This window comes from Microbulbifer echini, from assembly GCF_041447225.1.
Lineage (GTDB): Bacteria > Pseudomonadota > Gammaproteobacteria > Pseudomonadales > Cellvibrionaceae > Microbulbifer > Microbulbifer echini.
In genome coordinates this window covers 299,936-317,467 of record NZ_JBGMEL010000001.1, presented here as the reverse complement: position 1 = coordinate 317,467, position 17,532 = coordinate 299,936, and the positions used below count along the sequence as shown (strand labels likewise).

Below are 17,532 nucleotides of genomic sequence, written 5' to 3'. Positions count from 1 at the left end.
GACTTCGAACAAGAATAAGATACTGTGTTCTCTTGTTGATAGCTCAAGTGCACAGTAAAAGGCCTCTTTTTACTACAAAATTTAGAAGCACAAGATGTTAAATTTTCTTCCCTCCGTTGTGTTGTTGATGTTGGCTTGGGTACTGTTGTTTATCAGTACAATCCTTTGTTTTATCCCAATTTTATTTTTTGTGGTGCTGCGAGTGATTTTCCCATTTGCCGTATTGCGAAAAATATATACCTCCATTTTCATGGCAATTGCCGAAGGCTGGATAACCCTAAATAAAGGCTGGATGAAACTCACCCAGAAAACTCAGTGGGATATTCAGGGGGGCGAGGATCTTGAAAAGCAGGGTTGGTACTTAGTGACGTCCAATCACCAGAGTTGGGTTGATATCTTTGTCTTACAATCTATTTTTAATCGGAAAATTCCCTTTCTGAAATTTTTTATCAAGCAGGAGCTGATAAGGGTTCCGGTTATGGGAATTTGTTGGTGGGCGCTAGACTTTCCATTTATGAAGCGTTACACCAAGGCATTCCTAAAAAAACATCCGGAAATGCGTGGCAAAGATCTGGAGGCTACCAAAAAGGCTTGTGAACGCTTCAAACTAATACCCACAAGTATTATGAACTTTCTTGAAGGGACACGATTTACTCAGGAAAAGCATGACAAGCAAGGCTCTCCATTCAATTATTTGCTCAAGCCCAAATCTGGTGGTATTGCCTTTGCCATGCAGAGCATGGGGGAGCAGCTTAACCGCTTATTGAATGTTACTATTGTTTACCCAGACGGTATTCCAACTTTTTCAGATTTCCTGGCCGGCAAAGTCAAGCGGGTAATTGTCCGCATTGAGCAGGTTCGTATCCCAGAGAAATATTTCAGTGCTGATTATATGAATGACCAGGTATTTCGCGCCGAATTTAATAGCTGGGTTTACAATCTTTGGCGGGACAAGGACCAGCTTATTGGAAAGTTACTGAGCGACGCTAACAAGGTCTAAGTGCTCAAATTTTCAGTATTTCTGATCATTGTAATTGACGGCTATTCCAAGAAAGTTTTCCCTGTGAGTTTCTCTTGAAGGTGCAGGGGCTGACCACTCAGCCCCTGTTTTCTCCAGCTTTATAGCCGTATTTTTTTATTAGAGCCAAATTGGTAGCTGTGCGCGGATTTCATCTGGCTGGCTGTCGACTAGGTTTTTTCCCGTTTCTCCGGCTACAGTGGCCCGCGTTGGTGTTTTAAGAGCATCGCGCAAACTGCCTACCATGTAGGGCTCGGCCACTATATACAGTTTCTCAAAGCGGCCCTCCTGACGTCCCCGTTCCAGAGTGTGAGCGATTTCCCGAGCAAAGTTTTCACCACTACGGCGGTGCATGTTGGCGAAATTTCCCATCGCATGGCGGCCCTGACCATGACTGTCAAAGCTGCGCCCGGGAGCATCACTGTCAATGTCCCGCCCAGATAAGCGGGATTCCGGGTGGAGAAGGGCTTGAATTTCATGGAGGTTTCCCGCGCGTTTTTGTGCTTCGAAAATCCGGGCTTGTGATTGATTGGCGACAAGGACCCAAGCTAAAGCCATGAGCGTATCCTCATTTATTACTCCCTCCTATCCTAGTTAAATTTGGCGCCACCTACGATCAAGCGGATAAATACTGAATGGAATTATTGTATTTTCTGGTTTTTATAGGTGGCTAATTCGGGAGAGGTGAAAACGTTTTAGGTTAATTTCTGCCGGCCTCCATATATAAAATTTAAATATTGGAAGGCTCTTTTATGTGGTTTGTGATGGTTTTTCTAGGCACATATTCCTACCGAGTGACGCGAAATTACCTAGAATGAAGGCAAGATGTGAGAGGCGTGAGCCGGGCCCTAGGGTCTTGCTTGCGCCTCTTGCGACATAGCGGTAGACGGAGGTTGTAAGTATGAGTCTGATACCCAGAGGTTCCCTACTGGATCTGGATAACATGTTTGAACAAATGTTGTCGCCCGGTCGTGCTATTGGCACTGAGAGAGAGGGTTTTTTCTCTCCGCGCATTGATGTGAGCGAGCGCAAGAATAGGTATGAAATCAGTGCTGAATTGCCAGGTGTCGGAAAAAATGACATCAATATCACCCTGGAGAATGGCGTATTGACCCTTGAAGCGGAGGTGCACCGGGAAATCAAGAAAGAGAAGGATGGCCACGTGTTACGCCAGGAGCGTCGCTACGGTAAGTTCTTGCGCAGTTTCAATTTAGGCGAGGACGTTCGTGAAGATGAAATCGATGCGAATTTTAAAGATGGCATCTTGACTTTGACGGTGCCCAGACACGAGGGGCACCCCCCGCAGAGAAAGCGTATCGAAGTGCATTGATCTATTTTGCCGATGGCGGATTTTTCCGCCATCGGCTGTTCAACTTTCCGCAAATGGTAGAGGTCAACGATGAAAGTGAAACAGGCGATGCATCAGGGAGCAACCTGGTGTACACCAGATACCTCATTGCAGGAATTGGCGAAGATTCTGCGCGATGAGGATATCGGTGCGGTACCCATCGGTGAGAATGATCGTTTGGTAGGTATGGTCACCGACCGGGATATTGTGTGTCGTGGCGTGGTGCAGGGAGGAAACCTTTCTTCTTTGACTGCCCGCGATGTCATGACCGAGGGTATTGAGTGGTGCTGGGAGGAGGATGATCTGCTGTCTGCCGTACACAAAATGGAACAGCAATTGCTTCGGCGTATGCCCGTTCTGAATAGTGAGAAGCGCATGGTGGGCATCCTGAGCCTTGGAGATATCACCTCGGCGATCGCCAGCAAGCAGGGCGGTCACTTCGCCTCGGCAGTCTCGGCGCATCATTGAATCTCTAAAGCCCCATCTGATGGGGCTTATACCAAATTTTATGGGCCCTAAAAGAGGTTTGCCATGATGGGGATTTGCCAATGCGCCCCAAATTTTAACGGCCTCTTCCAGGCCTGCTTCACAGCAGGCTGATACCCTATAGATCCTTTCTGAAAGCCGGGTAAGTGGTCTGGGGGACGCGAACTCATGAGTGAGCGCGTATACTCCGCACTTTTTGAGGTAATTCATGGCGGTCAGTCAGGAACAGCTGCTTCAGCGCAGTGGTGGTCAATGTGAGCTTTGTCAATCTCAGGATAACCTGCAGGTTTACGAAGTACCGGAATCCTCAGTACAGGCGCAAGCTCAGGTGTTGTTATGTCAGACCTGTCGAGACCAGTTGAGCGATCCTTCTCAGCTCGACAGTGCCCACTGGCAGTGTCTCTCTGACAGTATGTGGAGCCAAGAGCCAGCGGTGCAGGTGCTGGCATGGCGCCTGCTCAAGCGATTGTCCTCGGAAACCTGGGCCCAAGACCTGTTTGACATGTTATATCTGGATGATGATCAACTCAGCTGGGCACAGGCTGGTGCCTTACCGGAAGCGGGCGATGTTCTAGTGCATCGCGACAGCAATGGTGTGCAGCTGCAGGCTGGGGATAATGTGACCATTATCAAGGACCTGGATGTGAAGGGTTCAAGTCTGGTTGCCAAGCGTGGTACCGCGGTGCGGGGAATTAGCCTGACGGATAATCCAGAGCACATTGAGGGACGTGTGGAAGGGCAGCGGATCGTCATTTTGACGAAGTTTGTCAAAAAAATCGGCTGAAATTTCAGAACCTATCGGATGTAAATACCGTACTGTAGATGGCATTTTCTCTTCGGCGGAGATGCAAGTCTCCGCCGTCGCATGTGTTACTCGAATAGGTTCGGCCTGTTACTATAGCCCCGTCTAACTTATCTAATTTCTTTTATCATCGCGTATTGGCTGCAAATGCCCAGTTTGGCGCGGCCCGGTATCCCAATATAGCGACTGCTGAAGTAGCGGCTGAATCCGGAGCAGGATCAATGAACCCCACTTATGAAATTCGCAGCGGTACTCTTGCGGGTTTCAATACTCTGGTGCCCCAACTGGGAGGGTCTCCGGCTCGCTTGCTCGCCGCGGTGGGCCTACCTGTAGATTGTGTGCGTCGCCCCGATATCCTGATTCCTCTTGCCACCCTCGTCGATTTACTGAACTTGTGTGTGTGCGAATTAAATTGCAGTGACTTCGGACTGCGGCTCGCTGAAATGCAGGGACTGCGGATGCTCGGTGTGCTGGGTAAATTATTGCTTGGAGAAGAAAACCTGGATGCTGCACTGGGGGCGAGCCATCGTTATATGGTGCTGCATAATCAAGCGGATCACTGGCGCTTAGCGGAGGGGAACGGTTGCCTGATTGCTCGCCGAGTCAGTCACAGTGATGGGGCCAAAGGTAGCGAACAATATAGTGAGCTGGCCCTGGGCGCTGCCTGCCGGTTATTTCGGGAATTAGCAGGGGAAGATATTCGTCCGCGCCAGGTGCACCTTCGTCATTCCCCTCTCTCCCCACCGCAACGTTACCACGAGTATTTTGAAGCTGAGGTATTGTTTGCTCAGGAATATGATTGCCTTGTGTTTGAAGTAGAGCTGTTACAGCGGCCTCTCAAAGCACCAAGTGAGAGCCTTGTGCAATACTTCGAAGAGTTTACCCGGGCTCTACTCCTGGAGCATCGGGGGGATGTCGCAGGGCAGGTGCACACGCTAATACTGCAGACCCTGGGCGCTCAGCAGCATAGCCTGGCCCAGGTTGCGCAGCTGGTGGACACCCCAGTGCGAACTTTACAGCGGCATTTGCGTGCAGCCGGAACCTCTTTTAAGCAGCTCTTGCTGGAAGCGCGTATGGAGACTGCCCGCTGGCATCTGCGTGCTTCCAATATCGGAATTGGTTTGCTTTCGGCAAGTCTTGGATACACTGACACGAGTGCTTTTTCCAAAGCCTTCCGCACCGTGCACGGCCGCTCTCCGCTACAGTGGCGAAAACAGCAGCGCTAGTACCGCTGAGTTTAGCTCTACGTCAGTTCTCTGTGCCTTTAGTGAGCGGGTATCTGTTTGGTACTGTTCAAGGTCCCTTTTCCTTTCTCTACCGGATTTTTTCCGGCGAAAAATTGGCGCCGGTTTGTCTCTCAAGAGGCCTGTATTTTGCCTCGCCAATACTGGCGGGCTATGCTGGGCTTCTGTTGAATTTAACAAGCGTTGATAAGGAATAACACCATGGGTGCAGAGACGATTCGCTGTAAAGCCGCTGTGGCCTGGGAAGCGGGTGAGCCGCTTTCTATCGAGGAAGTAGAAGTGATGCCCCCGCAAAAAGGCGAGGTGCGTATCCGGCTGATGGCCACTGGGGTGTGCCACACGGATGCTTTTACCCTGTCAGGAGAGGACCCGGAAGGGGTATTTCCCGCAATCCTTGGGCATGAAGGGGCGGGCGTTGTGGAATCGGTAGGTGAGGGGGTAACCGGTTTAGTCGTCGGGGACCATGTAATACCGCTCTATACCCCCGAATGTGGCGAATGCAAATTTTGTCTGTCGGGCAAAACCAACCTCTGCCAAAAAATTCGCGCGACCCAGGGGAAGGGGCTGATGCCGGATGGCAGCACCCGTTTCTCTATTAATGGAAAACCCATTTATCACTACATGGGCACCTCCACCTTTTCTGAGTATACGGTGTTACCGGAAATTTCTTTGGCGAAGATTAATCTCGAAGCACCACTTGAGGAAGTTTGCCTGCTGGGTTGTGGCGTCACCACCGGTATGGGAGCCGTGATTAATACTGCAAAGGTAGAAGCGGGCTCTACTGTGGCTATTTTTGGCTTAGGTGGTATCGGGCTGTCAGCTATTATTGGGGCCAAAATGGCCGGGGCAGAGCGTATTATTGGTATCGATATCAATGAGAATAAATTTGAGCTGGCAAAAAAGCTCGGCGCAACTGAATGTATCAACCCCAAGAATTATGAGCAGCCTATACAGGAAGTGATCGTCGATCTTACCGATGGTGGGGTGGATTATTCTTTTGAGTGTATCGGCAATGTTGATGTGATGCGTTCCGCCCTGGAGTGCTGTCATAAGGGGTGGGGTGAATCTGTGATTATTGGCGTTGCCGGTGCGGGTCAGGAAATTAGTACGCGCCCTTTCCAATTGGTAACTGGCAGGGTATGGCGTGGCACCGCTTTTGGCGGAGTGAAAGGCCGTTCTGAGTTACCGGACTATGTGGAGCGCTATTTGGCTGGGGAATTTAAATTGGATGATTTTATTACCCACACTATGCCGCTGGAAAAAATTAATGAGGCTTTTGACTTGATGCATAAAGGCAAGAGTATTCGCAGCGTAATTCACTACGAGAAAGTCTGAGCGGATTAACTTATGTCTATTGAGCTTATTAGCAGTGTGCGGTCTTTTAGCGGGCAGCAGCAGCAATACCGGCACCACTCCTCCACGTTGAATTGCTCCATGCATTTCTCGGTTTATTTACCTCAGGGGGCGGATAGCGAACAGGGACACCATTTCCCGGTGCTCTATTGGTTGTCGGGCCTGACTTGTACCGATGCCAACTTTAGCCAGAAAGCCGGCGCCCAGCGCATGGCCGCAGAGTTGGGTATTGTATTGGTGGTGCCGGATACCAGTCCCCGTGGCGAGGATGTTGCAGATGATCCTTCCTACGACCTGGGGCAGGGTGCGGGATTTTATGTCAATGCGACCCAGGACCCCTGGAAGCAGCACTATCGAATGTATGACTACATTGTGGAGGAGTTGCCGGCATTGATTGAGGGAAATTTTCCTGTGAACCAGCGTCGTGCGATCAGCGGTCACTCCATGGGTGGGCACGGCGCACTGGTTATTGGCTTGAGAAACCCTGAGCGCTATACGTCTATTTCTGCCTTTAGTCCAATCTGTAATCCGATTGCTTGTCCCTGGGGAGAGAAGGCTTTGGGTGCATATTTGGGTGCGGAAACCACTCACTGGGAAGAGTACGATGCTTCGGTATTGGTGGGGCGAGCCATAAATCACCGTCCCATACTGGTATCGCAGGGTGATAAGGATGAGTTTTTGGAACAGCAGTTGCGACCGGAAGCCTTGCAGATGGCAGCGGAAGTTTGTGGCTATCCGATCCGGTTTGAGCACCACGGGGGCTATGACCACAGTTATTACTTTATTGCCTCTTTTATCGAAGAGCACTTGCGCTTCCATGCCGATTTCTTGCTGAAAAATGACCATTCAGACAGCTAGATCGCTCATCGAATATCCATACGGATAAGCGAAACGGTTGGTGTTTCTCGGGAGGCCCAAAGAAGAGGGGGAGAGGATATCCCTCCTCTCGGGATGCGATAAGACATGGATGTCGAATAGCTATATAGAATAGCTATACAGAAGAATGTAATCACCGGCTATCCAGGGAGAGGAGGATTCTTCGTCATGAAGCCAATGCTAACCGCAGTTAGGGATCTGCACTGTTATTAGGGCGATTCTGCTCGGCATTCACCGAGGATTTCTGCCCGGTTTTGATCGATAGTCTGCTCTATTAGGAACCACCCATTGGGACAGAAACTGCTTTCATGGAGTAGAAATTCCATTCTCTCCATTGCGATTTTTCTAATTTCTCCGGTATTGGGTTTATTACCGCTGGGTTTTTCTGCGCCGGGTTTCCCTCCATTAGGCTTCCCACCTTTACGACTTCCCTTTGGGGTACCACCAGGGGGGGCTCTCCGGGGCTTCTGGCCGGAAGGGCGATCAGGGCCCAGAGTAGCTTTATAGGTAAAGCGTTTATGGCCCAGTTCGCCGATCTGGGTTACAAAGGATTCTGTTGTGGGAACCACTGGGGTTGAATTACAGCCGCTAATCATCAGGGCTGCGGCAATAGGGGGGATTAAGTAAAAATTCATTGTAATTATCCTGCGAAAGTGGGTGCCCCAGTATGACCCTAGGACTTAACTAAGGTCGGTAAAGCAGAGTAAAAATTTGTAAAGTCCACTAATTGCAGAATAATCATTTAGAAGTTCTTTAAAAGGAGGTTCGACAGATTACTTGAGGTGCATATTACATTGTAAAATCGCCAAGTATTAAATAAGTTGATGTTAGAACTTTACTCAATTCACCAGCGGCGATTCGGTTGAAAGCCGAATACCGTAGTGAAAATATAAAATTAAGAGCAACTATGAAAAGAACACTTCTGGCCCTGCTTGGTGGTGCTTTCGTGGGGATTTGTACCGCTGAACCACTGACCATTGAAAGAATATTCTCAGATCCTGCTTTGAGTGGTTCTGCCCCGCGGGCCCTGGAGTACTCCCCCGATGGGAGTCGAGTGACTTATCTGAAAGGTCGTGAGGAAGATTACAACCGGTATGATTTGTGGGAATACAATATTGCCGATGGGGAATCCCGAATACTGGTAAATTCCGACAGTCTGCACCGCGGTAATGAAATCCTGTCGGATGAGGAGAAGGCTCGGCGCGAACGCCAGCGTATCTATGGCAGTGGAATTATGGAGTACAACTGGTCTGAGGACGGGCAAGCTCTATTGTTCCCGCTGGCTGGGGATATTTATTACTACGATCTTAATAAAAAGACGGCACAGAGGCTGACGGATACAGACGCCTTTGAAACCGATGTGCGAGTTTCACCCAGTGGTCGGTATGTATCTTTTATTCGTGAACAAAATATTCACCTGGTCGATTTAAAAAATGCACAAGAACGACAATTGACCCTGGATGGCAAGGGGCCGATTAAAAATGGTATGGCTGAATTTGTCGCCCAGGAGGAAATGGGCCGAATGACCGGTTATTGGTGGTCACCGGATGACCGCCATATTGCTTTTCTGCAAGTGGATGAATCTCCTGTGGATGAACTGACCCGCAGTGAAATCTATGCGGATCGTATTGAAATGATTCAGCAGCGCTATCCAGCTGCGGGTAAGGCCAATGTAAAAATTCGGTTAGGCATATTGGACGTTGAGTCTGGAAAAACGCGCTGGATCAACCTGGGTGATAACCAGGATATTTATATTCCACGGGTGCAATGGGCACACAAAAACCTGCTGACTTTTCAGTGGCAATCTCGAAATCAGCGGAAGCTGGAACTTCGAGCTTTTGATTTGCAAAACAATACAAGTAAGACTCTGCTAGGTGAGTCCAGTGATACCTGGGTAAACTTGAGTGACGATCTCTACTTTCTTGAGGGTAAAGATCAGTTTATTTGGTCTTCGGAGAGAGATGGTTACAAACACCTCTATTTGTACAATCTTAACGGCAAGCTGTTAACTCAGCTAACCCAAGGTCATTGGGTGGTGGATGAGCTTGAGGCAGTCGATGATAAAAAGGGCCTGATATATTTCACGGGACGCAAAGATACGTCTATAGAGCGACATTTATATCGAATGGCTTTAAACGAAAGGGGGGGGATACAGCGGATCTCCAAGGCAAAGGGTATGCATAATATTGAATTCGCCAAAGATGCTTCGGGTTATATCGATAAGTTCTCCAATGTGAATACACCACCGCAGGTCAGCCTACATCGTACGGATGGTGAGCGGGTGACTTGGCTTGAAGAAAATGCGGTTGTTAAGGGGCATCCCCTATATCCTTATAAGTCCGATTGGGTTGCCCCGGAGTTCGGTTCTATCAAAGGGTCTCAGGGGCATCGGCTCAATTATCGCCTGTACAAGCCGAGACATTTTGATGCGGGTAAGCGTTATCCTGTAATGGTGTATGTCTATGGTGGTCCCCACGCACAGGTTGTCACCAATAGTTGGGATAAAGCCTTCAATCAATTTATGGCGCAGCAGGGCTATATTGTCTTTTCTTTGGATAATCGCGGTTCTGCAAATAGAGGAACGGCCTTTGAAAATCCTATATTCAAAAACATGGGTGGTCCAGAGGTTGAAGATCAGGTTGCCGGGGTGAAATATTTACGCTCTCTACCTTACGTGGATAGTAAAAATATCGGTATTTATGGGCATAGTTATGGGGGCTATATGGCTCTTATGAGTATGTTTAAAGCGGGCGATTACTTTAAGGCCGGAGTTTCGGGCGCACCGGTTACAGACTGGGCCCTTTATGATACCCACTATACTGAGCGTTATATGGGTAACCCTAATACTGATTCGGATGCTTATCAGGCCTCCTCGGTTTTCCCCTATACTGACGGACTCAAGGGCTCTTTGTTGATCTATCACGGTATGGCGGATGACAATGTTTTGTTCACTAATACCACTCGGCTAATTAAGCAGTTACAGGATAATGGTCAACAGTTTGAGTTAATGACCTATCCTGGCAAAAAACATAGTCTGCGAGGTAAGCAGACCCGTATTCACCAGTACACCATGATCAAAGATTTCTTCGATAGGCACTTGCGCAACGATAGCTAATTGTTAGTTTTACCTTCTGTTATTTATCCGGCAGCCGTTGAGTGGATACTCCCGACTGCTGGATAAATAGTTAGCAGTTTGCTCTGCTAGTGTCGGCTTTTTATTTTAATCCTTCCAGTCATCTTTAGTATTGTTTCAGTGTTAATTTTTACTATCTCATTTTGAGTTTAATTTTGTGCGCCTGTCGATTGTTTTTTACAGGGGTTCTCTCTTTTGAGAAGCTGTGACTGATGGGTGAAAAAAATCCTCTGAGGGCTGTATAGCTAGTCTTTCAATAGGGTGGTTTGTGCTGAATTTTGAGGTGATATTTTTCTCCGGCTGGGTATCGAAATCTAAGGGGTATACGAGCCTCTCGCTTAGGTTTTTTTGTTGGGGAAATATTTTACAAGTCTGGGCTGATGTGGAATTTTTTATGAACTGGGGGAGCAAAGGCAAACCGATCCTTATGCCGGTTTGCCAGATAAAAATGATTGGAATGTAGTTTTCTGTTTATTGGTTGGTTATATCAAAACGGTCAAGATTCATTACCTTTGTCCAGGCCTTGGCAAAATCCTGAGTAAATTTTCCCTGGGAATCATTGAAAGCATAAACTTCGGCAATTGCCCTAAGTTCAGAGTTGGAGCCAAATATCAGGTCCACCGGCGTTGCCGTCCATTTAACTTTACCGGTTTTACGATCACTGCCCTCATACACACCCTCTGCTTTATTCGATTTTTTCCATACCGTAGACATATCCAACAGGTTGACGAAAAAGTCGTTGGTTAAGGTGCCTGGACGGCTGGTTAAAACTCCATTTGGTGATCCATCAGTATTGGCATTGAGCGATCGCATACCACCAATCAGTACGGTCATTTCCGGTACACTAAGTGTTAACAGGCTGGCGCGGTCCACTAGCATCTCGGTGGGTGTGCGGCTGTTATCTTTGCTGAAGTAATTGCGGAAACCATCAGCGGTGGGCTCCAGCATGGCGATAGAGTTGACATCGGTCTGTTGCTGGGTCGCATCCGTCCGGCCCGGTTTGAAGGGGACGGTGATTTTTTGTCCGCCATCTGCGGCAGCCTTCTCTACAGCCGCAGAGCCGCCAAGAACAATTAAATCAGCAAGGGAAACCTTCTTGCCATCAGACTGAGTACTGTTAAATTCCTGTTGCACTTTTTCCAATTGTGCCAGCACTTTGGCGAGTTCCTCTGGGTCATTCACCGGCCATTCTTTTTGGGGTTCTAAGCGGATGCGTGCTCCGTTTGCTCCCCCGCGCTTGTCTGAACCGCGGAAGGTCGATGCAGAGCCCCAGGCAGTTCTTACCAGCTCGGGGACGGACAATCCTGAAGAGAGGATTTTGGCTTTCAGCTGGGTAATATCCTTGTCATTTATCAGGGGGTAATCAACTTTGGGCACTGGGTCCTGCCAGATCAGATCCTCTTTGGGAACTTCCATACCCAGATAGCGGGCACGGGGGCCCATATCGCGGTGGGTCAGTTTGTACCAAGCCTTGGCGAAGGCACGTTTGAACGCCTCCGGGTTTTCCTGGAACCGCTTGGCGATCTCCCGGTAACTGGGATCAAACTTTAACGATAAATCGGTGGTAAACATGATCGGCGCATGGCGCTTGTTTTGATCGAAGGCATCGGGGACTAGGTTGGCTGCAGCGGAATCATCGGGTATCCACTGTACTGCACCTGCGGGACTCTTGGTTTTTACCCAGTTAAATTTGAACAGATTGTCCAGGTATTGCTGGCTCCAATTGATGGGGGCGGCCGACCAGGCTCCCTCAAGCCCAGAGGTCATGGTGTCATCGGCGTTACCTTTGCCACATTTGTTTTTCCAGCCGAGGCCCTGTTGCTCGATGGGGGCTGCTGCTGGCTCTGGGCCTAAGCAGTCTACTTTAACTGCACCGTGAGCCTTGCCAAAGGTATGCCCACCCGCGATGAGTGCAACGGTCTCCTCATCATTCATGGCCATGCGGGCAAAGGTTTCACGGATATCGATGGCTGCCGCCTTGGGATCGGGATTACCGTTGGGGCCCTCTGGGTTTACATAGATCAGCCCCATTTGTACGGCGGCCAAGGGCCTCTCGAGTTGGCGATTGCCGGTATAGCGCTCATCGGCCAGCATTTTGGTTTCCGGCCCCCAGTAGACTAGGTCGGGCTCCCAGTCGTCCACGCGGCCGCCGGCAAAACCGTAGGTTTCGAAACCCATAGATTCCAAGGCCACATTTCCGGTGAGTACCATGAGGTCGGCCCAAGATAGTTTGGCGCCATATTTCTGTTTAATGGGCCAGAGTAGACGCCGAGCTTTATCCAGATTGGCGTTATCGGGCCAACTGTTCAATGGGTCAAAGCGTTGCTGGGCACCCCCGGCTCCGCCGCGGCCATCGTTAATACGATAGGTGCCGGCGCTATGCCAGGCCATGCGAATCATAAAGGGACCATAGTGGCCATAGTCGGCCGGCCACCAGGCCTGGGATGTTTTCAACAGGGATTCAATGTCACTTTTGACCGCTTTGAGATCGAGCGTTTTAAACGCCTCGGAGTAATTAAAGTCTTCTCCCAGCGGGTTGGATTTTGGAGAGTGCTGACGTAATGGGCGAAGGTCCAGCTGATTGGGCCACCAGAACTGGTTGGGTTTTGGTTGGTATTCTGTGGGGTCTTTGTGGATTACCTGATCTGTCACAACCTCCTCTTCGGTGGCGAATACTCCAGGCGCCAATAGAGCCATCGTGATGGTTAGGGCGACTCTGACCGTAGATGTCTTTAATTGCATTACAATCATCTCCATTCGATAAGAAATGCAGACCACGGCTATTTCCGAGCCTTCACCGCCGAAGTCAAAGGGAATGTATAGACTATATTGGCGACGCTGTTATTGCGAGTTCCAGTAAACGGTTTTGTAGAGTATGCCGTGATTTCACTGTAAAAAAATAAATAAAAAATATCGATCAAAAAATACTTTATTGTATTCTTTCTTGTTTTTCTGTTTATTTATGGTGCTCGCGTTACGTTTTTATACCCTTGCACTTTTCGTTCTTTTTATTTTTCAGTCAATAGTCTTTATCACTTTTGAATCCAGCCTTCACTGCTGTGTTTTTTGGCGTGCTTTATTTTTGTGGGGCACAAATCATCGAATAAACCCCAAGGAGGTTGAATTTGGCGCAGGTTTTCTAATGAGCTCTCTGAATGTGTTGGAAATAGTGGTATTCAGGGGTAGAGAGCGAACGCTTTCGATGTGTGATTCAAAAATAAATTACCTTAATGCGTAAAATTGAGCTGTGGCGCTATAGGTAGACTCGCCCGTTCGCCATTTTATTGTCCAGGTAGAGCCTCGGGCTGGGTTATATAAGGAGATTCTTTATGCGCTTTTTTCTACTTCTAGGATTGCTTTCTGTACTTTTGCTGGCCTGTAGTGAAGACCTACAAAAAAATACGGGCGAGTTAAATGATCAGGTTAAACCTGCAAGTCGCGCCACTGTCGCTCATAACCGGGCTTTGACCGAGCAGCTGCCCTTCTCGGATGACCTGGACTTTCATCTGGCCAAGCGCGGGTTCATCGCCACGATTCCCGGTGCGCAGATAAAAAATGCTATGGGGCGGGAAGTCTATGGCCTGGCGCAGATGCAATTTCTTGAGGGGGCGGCAGAGGATACGGTGAATCCCAGCCTGTGGCGGCAGGCTCAGCTAAATGCCTTGAATAATGGCTTATTCGAAGTCGTGGAGGGCATTTATCAGATACGCTCGCTGGATCTGGCTAATATGACCCTGGTTCAGGGGGAGAGCGGATGGATCATTATTGATCCCCTGACATCAATGGAAACCGCGGCGGCTGGATTGGCCCTGGCGAATAGGGAACTGGGGGAGCGGCCCGTAAGTGCGGTGATTTTTACCCATAGTCACGCCGACCATTTTGCCGGTGTGGCGGGGGTCCTTTCCATGCAGCAGCTGGCAAATGGGTCTGTGGATATTATTGCACCAAAAGGGTTTTCTGCGGAGGCCATCAGTGAAAATGTGCGCTCGGGTAATGTGATGCAACGCCGCGCGCTGTACCAGTTTGGGGATTTACTGCCTTCCAGCCCGGAAGGCTTTGTGTCTTCTGGACTTGGCAATCGCGTATCCGATGGTGAGCATGGTATTGCCACCCCGACCCGGGTTATTCCCGAGTCGGGAGCGAAGATGAAAATTGACGGTGTGGATATCGTATTTATCAACACCCCAGGGGCTGAGGCCCCGACCGAGATGGTATTTTTCTTTCCCCAGTTTAATGCCCTATGCATGAGTGAGATTGCGAATCATACGCTGCATAATCTCTACACCCTGCGCGGTGCTAAAACTCGTGACGCCCAGGCTTGGAGTCGGTATATCGAGCACGCCATGGAAAAATTTGGTGAACGTACGGAGGTGGTTTTTAGCAGTCACCACTGGCCCACCTGGGGAAATTCGGAGGCCATGAATTATTTGGCCAAGCAGCGTGATCTGTATAAATATATCCACGATCAGACACTGCGTTTGGCTAACCATGGTCACGATATGGTGGAAATTGCCGAGCAGTTGCAACTGCCGGAGGCACTGTCTCACACTTGGGCCAACCGGGGATATTACGGTACGGTCAATGTTGGCGCTAAAGCAGTTTATAACCGCTACCTGGGTTATTTCGATGGTAACCCAGCCAACCTCTATCCGCTGCCGCAGGAAGAGGCGGCGCTTCGTTATGTGGAGTATATGGGGGGGCGGGATGCGATTATGGCGCGGGCGCAAAAGGACTTTGTCCGAGGTGATTATCGCTGGGTCGCGATGGTGTTAAAGCATCTGGTTTTTGCCGAGCCGGAGCATCACGCGGCTCGCTATCTATTAGCGGATACTTTTGAGCAACTGGGTTATCAGGCGGAGTCCGGTATTTGGCGTAATTTTTATTTAAGTGGTGCCAGGGAGTTGCGCCATGGTGTCGAGTTTCGTGAAGAAATGCGTCCCCCGGAAGAAATTGTTGCGCGTGTGCCCCTGCAACTTTTATTCGATGCCATGGCCGTACGACTCAATGGCGAAAAAGCGGCGAATGCAGATATCCGCCTAAATATAGAGATGACGGACATCGATGAAAAATATTTGGTGGTGGTCAAAAATGGGGTCTTGCACGGTTATCCAAATCGTCACAGTGAAGACCCTTCCGCCAGTCTGGCATTGAGCAGCACCGACCTACGCATGATGTTCAGTGGCTTGGTCGGTGCGCCCACCATGATTAAAGAGGGCCGATTAAAGGTGCGCGGCAACCCCCTGGCCCTGATCCAGTTTGGCCGACTCTTCGACAAGTTTGACCGGAATTTCAATCTTGTGACCCCCTAAGCGGGTGGTGCTAGGAAAAGCTGGCAGCAATAACGTGGGTTTTATATCAGTCGATGGTCGCCGAAATGTGAGGCCTGCTTGTTTTAGGGGCTGGGCTGCCGGCAGAGCTCCCGTGGCCAAGTTGTTGCAGCTGGCCTCTATTTTTAGCGCTGGTGACATACCGGTTTCCTTGGAGGTGGAATCCATTCCGTTGCTGCCAATGCGTGGGGCAATCACAAGACCGGTATTTGTACCGCTCAGCCAACTGTCAATCAGCCCAGAAGAGAGTAGATCAATACTTTCTATCCCCTTATAAAAAGGCACAAAACTCTCGGCTAGGTTGCCGCGCACCGAGGAGCCGCTCACAGAATTCCAGGTGGTGCTCTCTTCATTCCAGTCACTGGCTGCCTGATAAATACCGAAGGTACTGCCTGAGCGATCGGTGATATTCAGCTCCAGGGTGGCAGAGCGGATGGAAGAGCAGCCGGAGAGGTTGGAAAGGTCAAACTTAATCAGTGTGTAGAGGGTGCCGTAGGTGGAATCACTGCCATCGACAAGGAGTCCATCAGAACCCCCGTCAAAATTACTTGAGGCGTAGCGGGAAGAGATATAGACATCATCAGTCACCGGCAGGGAAAAGCTGCCGCCGTTATCTGAGTCCTCTTCGATCACACTGCGGCCTGCACTGTTGGCCACCAGTGTCATGGCTTCCCCTAAGCGGTTGGCGGTCCACCAATTCACATTATCTGGCAGGATCATTGGATCGGCTGCGCGCTCCTCCCAAGATAGGGTTTCTGCGCTGTCATCGAATTGTGCGGTGCGAACTACCAGCCCCGCTTCGCTCACCTGGATGACTTTGAACTGCTGAATACTGGCCATATCAATGGTCCAGGATTTGGCATCGTTGGCCGAGCGGGCCGGCGCTCCCCAGCTGCCTTCCCCGACATAAACAGTGCCGCCGTTGATGGTGGTAGAAAAGTTATTGCCACTGGGTATCACGGCCTCGGTCATCTTGGTGAGGTGGGTGTCGGATTCCACTACCAGGTTCATGGCGTAATCGTAAAATGACTGCGCCCACCAATTAAACAGGGTTGGGTTGTCGGACTTGCCGCTATAGTGGGGGAACATGGGCTTGTGATACTGGGCGAAACGCCATTGGGTGGCGCTGCCGTAACTGGATAAATCGGCCGCCAGCCAGTTGTTCATGGCACTCGCGTAAGAAGACCAGCCGCTACTCTGGAACTGGCTATTCAAAGTGTACACCCGTAACAGTGGTGATATTTGTACCGCGCCGTAAGTATCACTGGGTGAGCAGTCGCCATCACCATTGAAATCAACGCCAAAGACTTCGCAGATGCTTGAGTAGTTGTCGTCTTCGTGATTGCCATGGGTGGGGATCAATGGATAGATACGCTTATAGCTGTAGCCATCGATCGTATCGCTGGAGTAGGTCAGCGCCCAGTCATCGAGGAACTCGCGCATTTCCGAGGCGCTATTGGCATTGGTAAAGTCGCCGCCGTGCATCACCGCAAGGGGGCGAATCTTGGCCAGCAGCGCATTGCCTTGGCGGCGCGTGGTATGGCCTGTACGGGTATCGCCACCGGCCACCACGACGAAGGGCGATTTTTCTACTGGAGCGGTTTTGAACCAAAAGCGCTCTCCGCAACCACTCTGGTCGCATACACGGAAATAGACTGGGGAATCCGCATTCAGATTTTGTAAGCGCACAAAGTGGCTGGTGATTCCGCCGTCGAAGGTTTCGCTATTGCTGACAAATGCGCTGTTCCAGCTGTTTTCGTTGGTGGAGTAACCGTAACTGATATAGGGATTGGTGCTGCTGCCATCGGGAGAGAAACCGATTACTGCACTGTTGGAGGCATCGCCATCCCAGGCGAGGCGGTAGTGTTTAGTGTCGGCGCTGGCGTCTATTGCCAGCAATAGCGCCGAGGCGGTGAGTGCGCGGCCGAAATATCGTCTCATGGGA

The 17,532-nt window shown here is 49.9% G+C and carries 13 protein-coding genes; 9 read left to right on the top strand and 4 right to left on the bottom strand.

Annotated elements, in window-relative coordinates; translation table 11 throughout:
- The first annotated feature begins 94 nt into the window (after window positions 1–94).
- A complete protein-coding gene (locus tag ACCI51_RS01330; RefSeq protein ID WP_371842316.1) occupies window positions 95–1,000 on the top strand; it encodes an acyltransferase in 906 nt (301 codons plus the stop codon).
- Between the two features lie 138 nt (window positions 1,001–1,138).
- On the opposite strand, the gene ACCI51_RS01325 is transcribed toward ACCI51_RS01330, so the two are convergent.
- Complete coding sequence (locus ACCI51_RS01325) at window positions 1,139–1,576, bottom strand: host attachment protein (protein WP_299579700.1); 438 nt, start codon at window positions 1,574–1,576, stop codon at window positions 1,139–1,141.
- 343 nt (window positions 1,577–1,919) lie between these two features.
- Between ACCI51_RS01325 and ACCI51_RS01320 the strand changes: the two genes are divergently transcribed.
- The 6 genes from ACCI51_RS01320 (at window position 1,920) to fghA (ending at window position 7,109) form a co-directional block, all read left to right on the top strand.
- Entirely contained in the window at window positions 1,920–2,348 is a 429-nt protein-coding gene (locus tag ACCI51_RS01320; RefSeq protein ID WP_299579697.1) for an Hsp20/alpha crystallin family protein, read from the top strand.
- Between the two features lie 69 nt (window positions 2,349–2,417).
- Window positions 2,418–2,834, top strand: a complete 417-nt coding sequence (locus tag ACCI51_RS01315; protein WP_299579694.1) for a CBS domain-containing protein — start codon at window positions 2,418–2,420, stop codon at window positions 2,832–2,834.
- A 226-nt stretch (window positions 2,835–3,060) separates the two neighbouring features.
- Window positions 3,061–3,636, top strand: a complete 576-nt coding sequence (locus ACCI51_RS01310) for a PhnA domain-containing protein (RefSeq protein WP_371842315.1) — start codon at window positions 3,061–3,063, stop codon at window positions 3,634–3,636.
- A 239-nt stretch (window positions 3,637–3,875) separates the two neighbouring features.
- Entirely contained in the window at window positions 3,876–4,880 is a 1,005-nt protein-coding gene (locus tag ACCI51_RS01305; RefSeq protein ID WP_371842314.1) for an AraC family transcriptional regulator, read from the top strand.
- Window positions 4,881–5,099: 219 nt separating this feature from the next.
- The gene (locus ACCI51_RS01300; RefSeq protein WP_371842313.1) at window positions 5,100–6,233 is read left to right on the top strand and encodes an S-(hydroxymethyl)glutathione dehydrogenase/class III alcohol dehydrogenase; all 1,134 of its coding nucleotides are present in this window, start codon (window positions 5,100–5,102) and stop codon (window positions 6,231–6,233) included.
- A 12-nt stretch (window positions 6,234–6,245) separates the two neighbouring features.
- Complete coding sequence (gene fghA / locus ACCI51_RS01295) at window positions 6,246–7,109, top strand: S-formylglutathione hydrolase (protein ID WP_371842312.1); 864 nt, start codon at window positions 6,246–6,248, stop codon at window positions 7,107–7,109.
- 227 nt (window positions 7,110–7,336) lie between these two features.
- On the opposite strand, the gene ACCI51_RS01290 is transcribed toward fghA, so the two are convergent.
- Window positions 7,337–7,762 carry a hypothetical protein gene (locus tag ACCI51_RS01290; RefSeq protein WP_371842311.1) on the bottom strand — a complete coding sequence of 142 codons (426 nt, stop codon included), beginning with the start codon at window positions 7,760–7,762 and terminating at the stop codon, window positions 7,337–7,339.
- A 272-nt stretch (window positions 7,763–8,034) separates the two neighbouring features.
- On the opposite strand from ACCI51_RS01290, the gene ACCI51_RS01285 reads away from it, so the two are divergent.
- A complete protein-coding gene (locus ACCI51_RS01285; RefSeq protein ID WP_371842310.1) occupies window positions 8,035–10,242 on the top strand; it encodes a S9 family peptidase in 2,208 nt (735 codons plus the stop codon).
- A 489-nt stretch (window positions 10,243–10,731) separates the two neighbouring features.
- Here ACCI51_RS01285 and katG read toward each other — a convergent pair whose 3' ends face one another.
- On the bottom strand, window positions 10,732–13,002 hold the full coding sequence (gene katG / locus ACCI51_RS01280; protein ID WP_371842309.1) for a catalase/peroxidase HPI: 2,271 nt from the start codon (window positions 13,000–13,002) through the stop codon (window positions 10,732–10,734).
- 587 nt (window positions 13,003–13,589) lie between these two features.
- On the opposite strand from katG, the gene ACCI51_RS01275 reads away from it, so the two are divergent.
- Window positions 13,590–15,569, top strand: a complete 1,980-nt coding sequence (locus tag ACCI51_RS01275; RefSeq protein WP_299579673.1) for an alkyl/aryl-sulfatase — start codon at window positions 13,590–13,592, stop codon at window positions 15,567–15,569.
- Here ACCI51_RS01275 and ACCI51_RS01270 read toward each other — a convergent pair.
- Window positions 15,480–17,528: a DNRLRE domain-containing protein gene (locus ACCI51_RS01270; protein WP_371842308.1), complete on the bottom strand. Its 2,049-nt coding sequence runs from the start codon at window positions 17,526–17,528 to the stop codon at window positions 15,480–15,482. The genes ACCI51_RS01275 and ACCI51_RS01270 overlap by 90 nt on opposite strands.
- Between the last annotated feature and the right edge of the window lie 4 nt (window positions 17,529–17,532).

Bases quoted from the DNA above. Each gene is read 5' to 3' on its own strand.
- ACCI51_RS01330 (WP_371842316.1), top strand. From the start codon at position 95: ATGTTAAATTTTCTTCCCTCCGTTGTGTTGTTGATGTTGGCTTGGGTA.
- ACCI51_RS01325 (WP_299579700.1), bottom strand. From the start codon at position 1,576: ATGGCTTTAGCTTGGGTCCTTGTCGCCAATCAATCACAAGCCCGGATT.
- ACCI51_RS01320 (WP_299579697.1), top strand. From the start codon at position 1,920: ATGAGTCTGATACCCAGAGGTTCCCTACTGGATCTGGATAACATGTTT.
- ACCI51_RS01315 (WP_299579694.1), top strand. From the start codon at position 2,418: ATGAAAGTGAAACAGGCGATGCATCAGGGAGCAACCTGGTGTACACCA.
- ACCI51_RS01310 (WP_371842315.1), top strand. From the start codon at position 3,061: ATGGCGGTCAGTCAGGAACAGCTGCTTCAGCGCAGTGGTGGTCAATGT.
- ACCI51_RS01305 (WP_371842314.1), top strand. From the start codon at position 3,876: ATGAACCCCACTTATGAAATTCGCAGCGGTACTCTTGCGGGTTTCAAT.
- ACCI51_RS01300 (WP_371842313.1), top strand. From the start codon at position 5,100: ATGGGTGCAGAGACGATTCGCTGTAAAGCCGCTGTGGCCTGGGAAGCG.
- fghA (WP_371842312.1), top strand. From the start codon at position 6,246: ATGTCTATTGAGCTTATTAGCAGTGTGCGGTCTTTTAGCGGGCAGCAG.
- ACCI51_RS01290 (WP_371842311.1), bottom strand. From the start codon at position 7,762: ATGAATTTTTACTTAATCCCCCCTATTGCCGCAGCCCTGATGATTAGC.
- ACCI51_RS01285 (WP_371842310.1), top strand. From the start codon at position 8,035: ATGAAAAGAACACTTCTGGCCCTGCTTGGTGGTGCTTTCGTGGGGATT.
- katG (WP_371842309.1), bottom strand. From the start codon at position 13,002: ATGCAATTAAAGACATCTACGGTCAGAGTCGCCCTAACCATCACGATG.
- ACCI51_RS01275 (WP_299579673.1), top strand. From the start codon at position 13,590: ATGCGCTTTTTTCTACTTCTAGGATTGCTTTCTGTACTTTTGCTGGCC.
- ACCI51_RS01270 (WP_371842308.1), bottom strand. From the start codon at position 17,528: ATGAGACGATATTTCGGCCGCGCACTCACCGCCTCGGCGCTATTGCTG.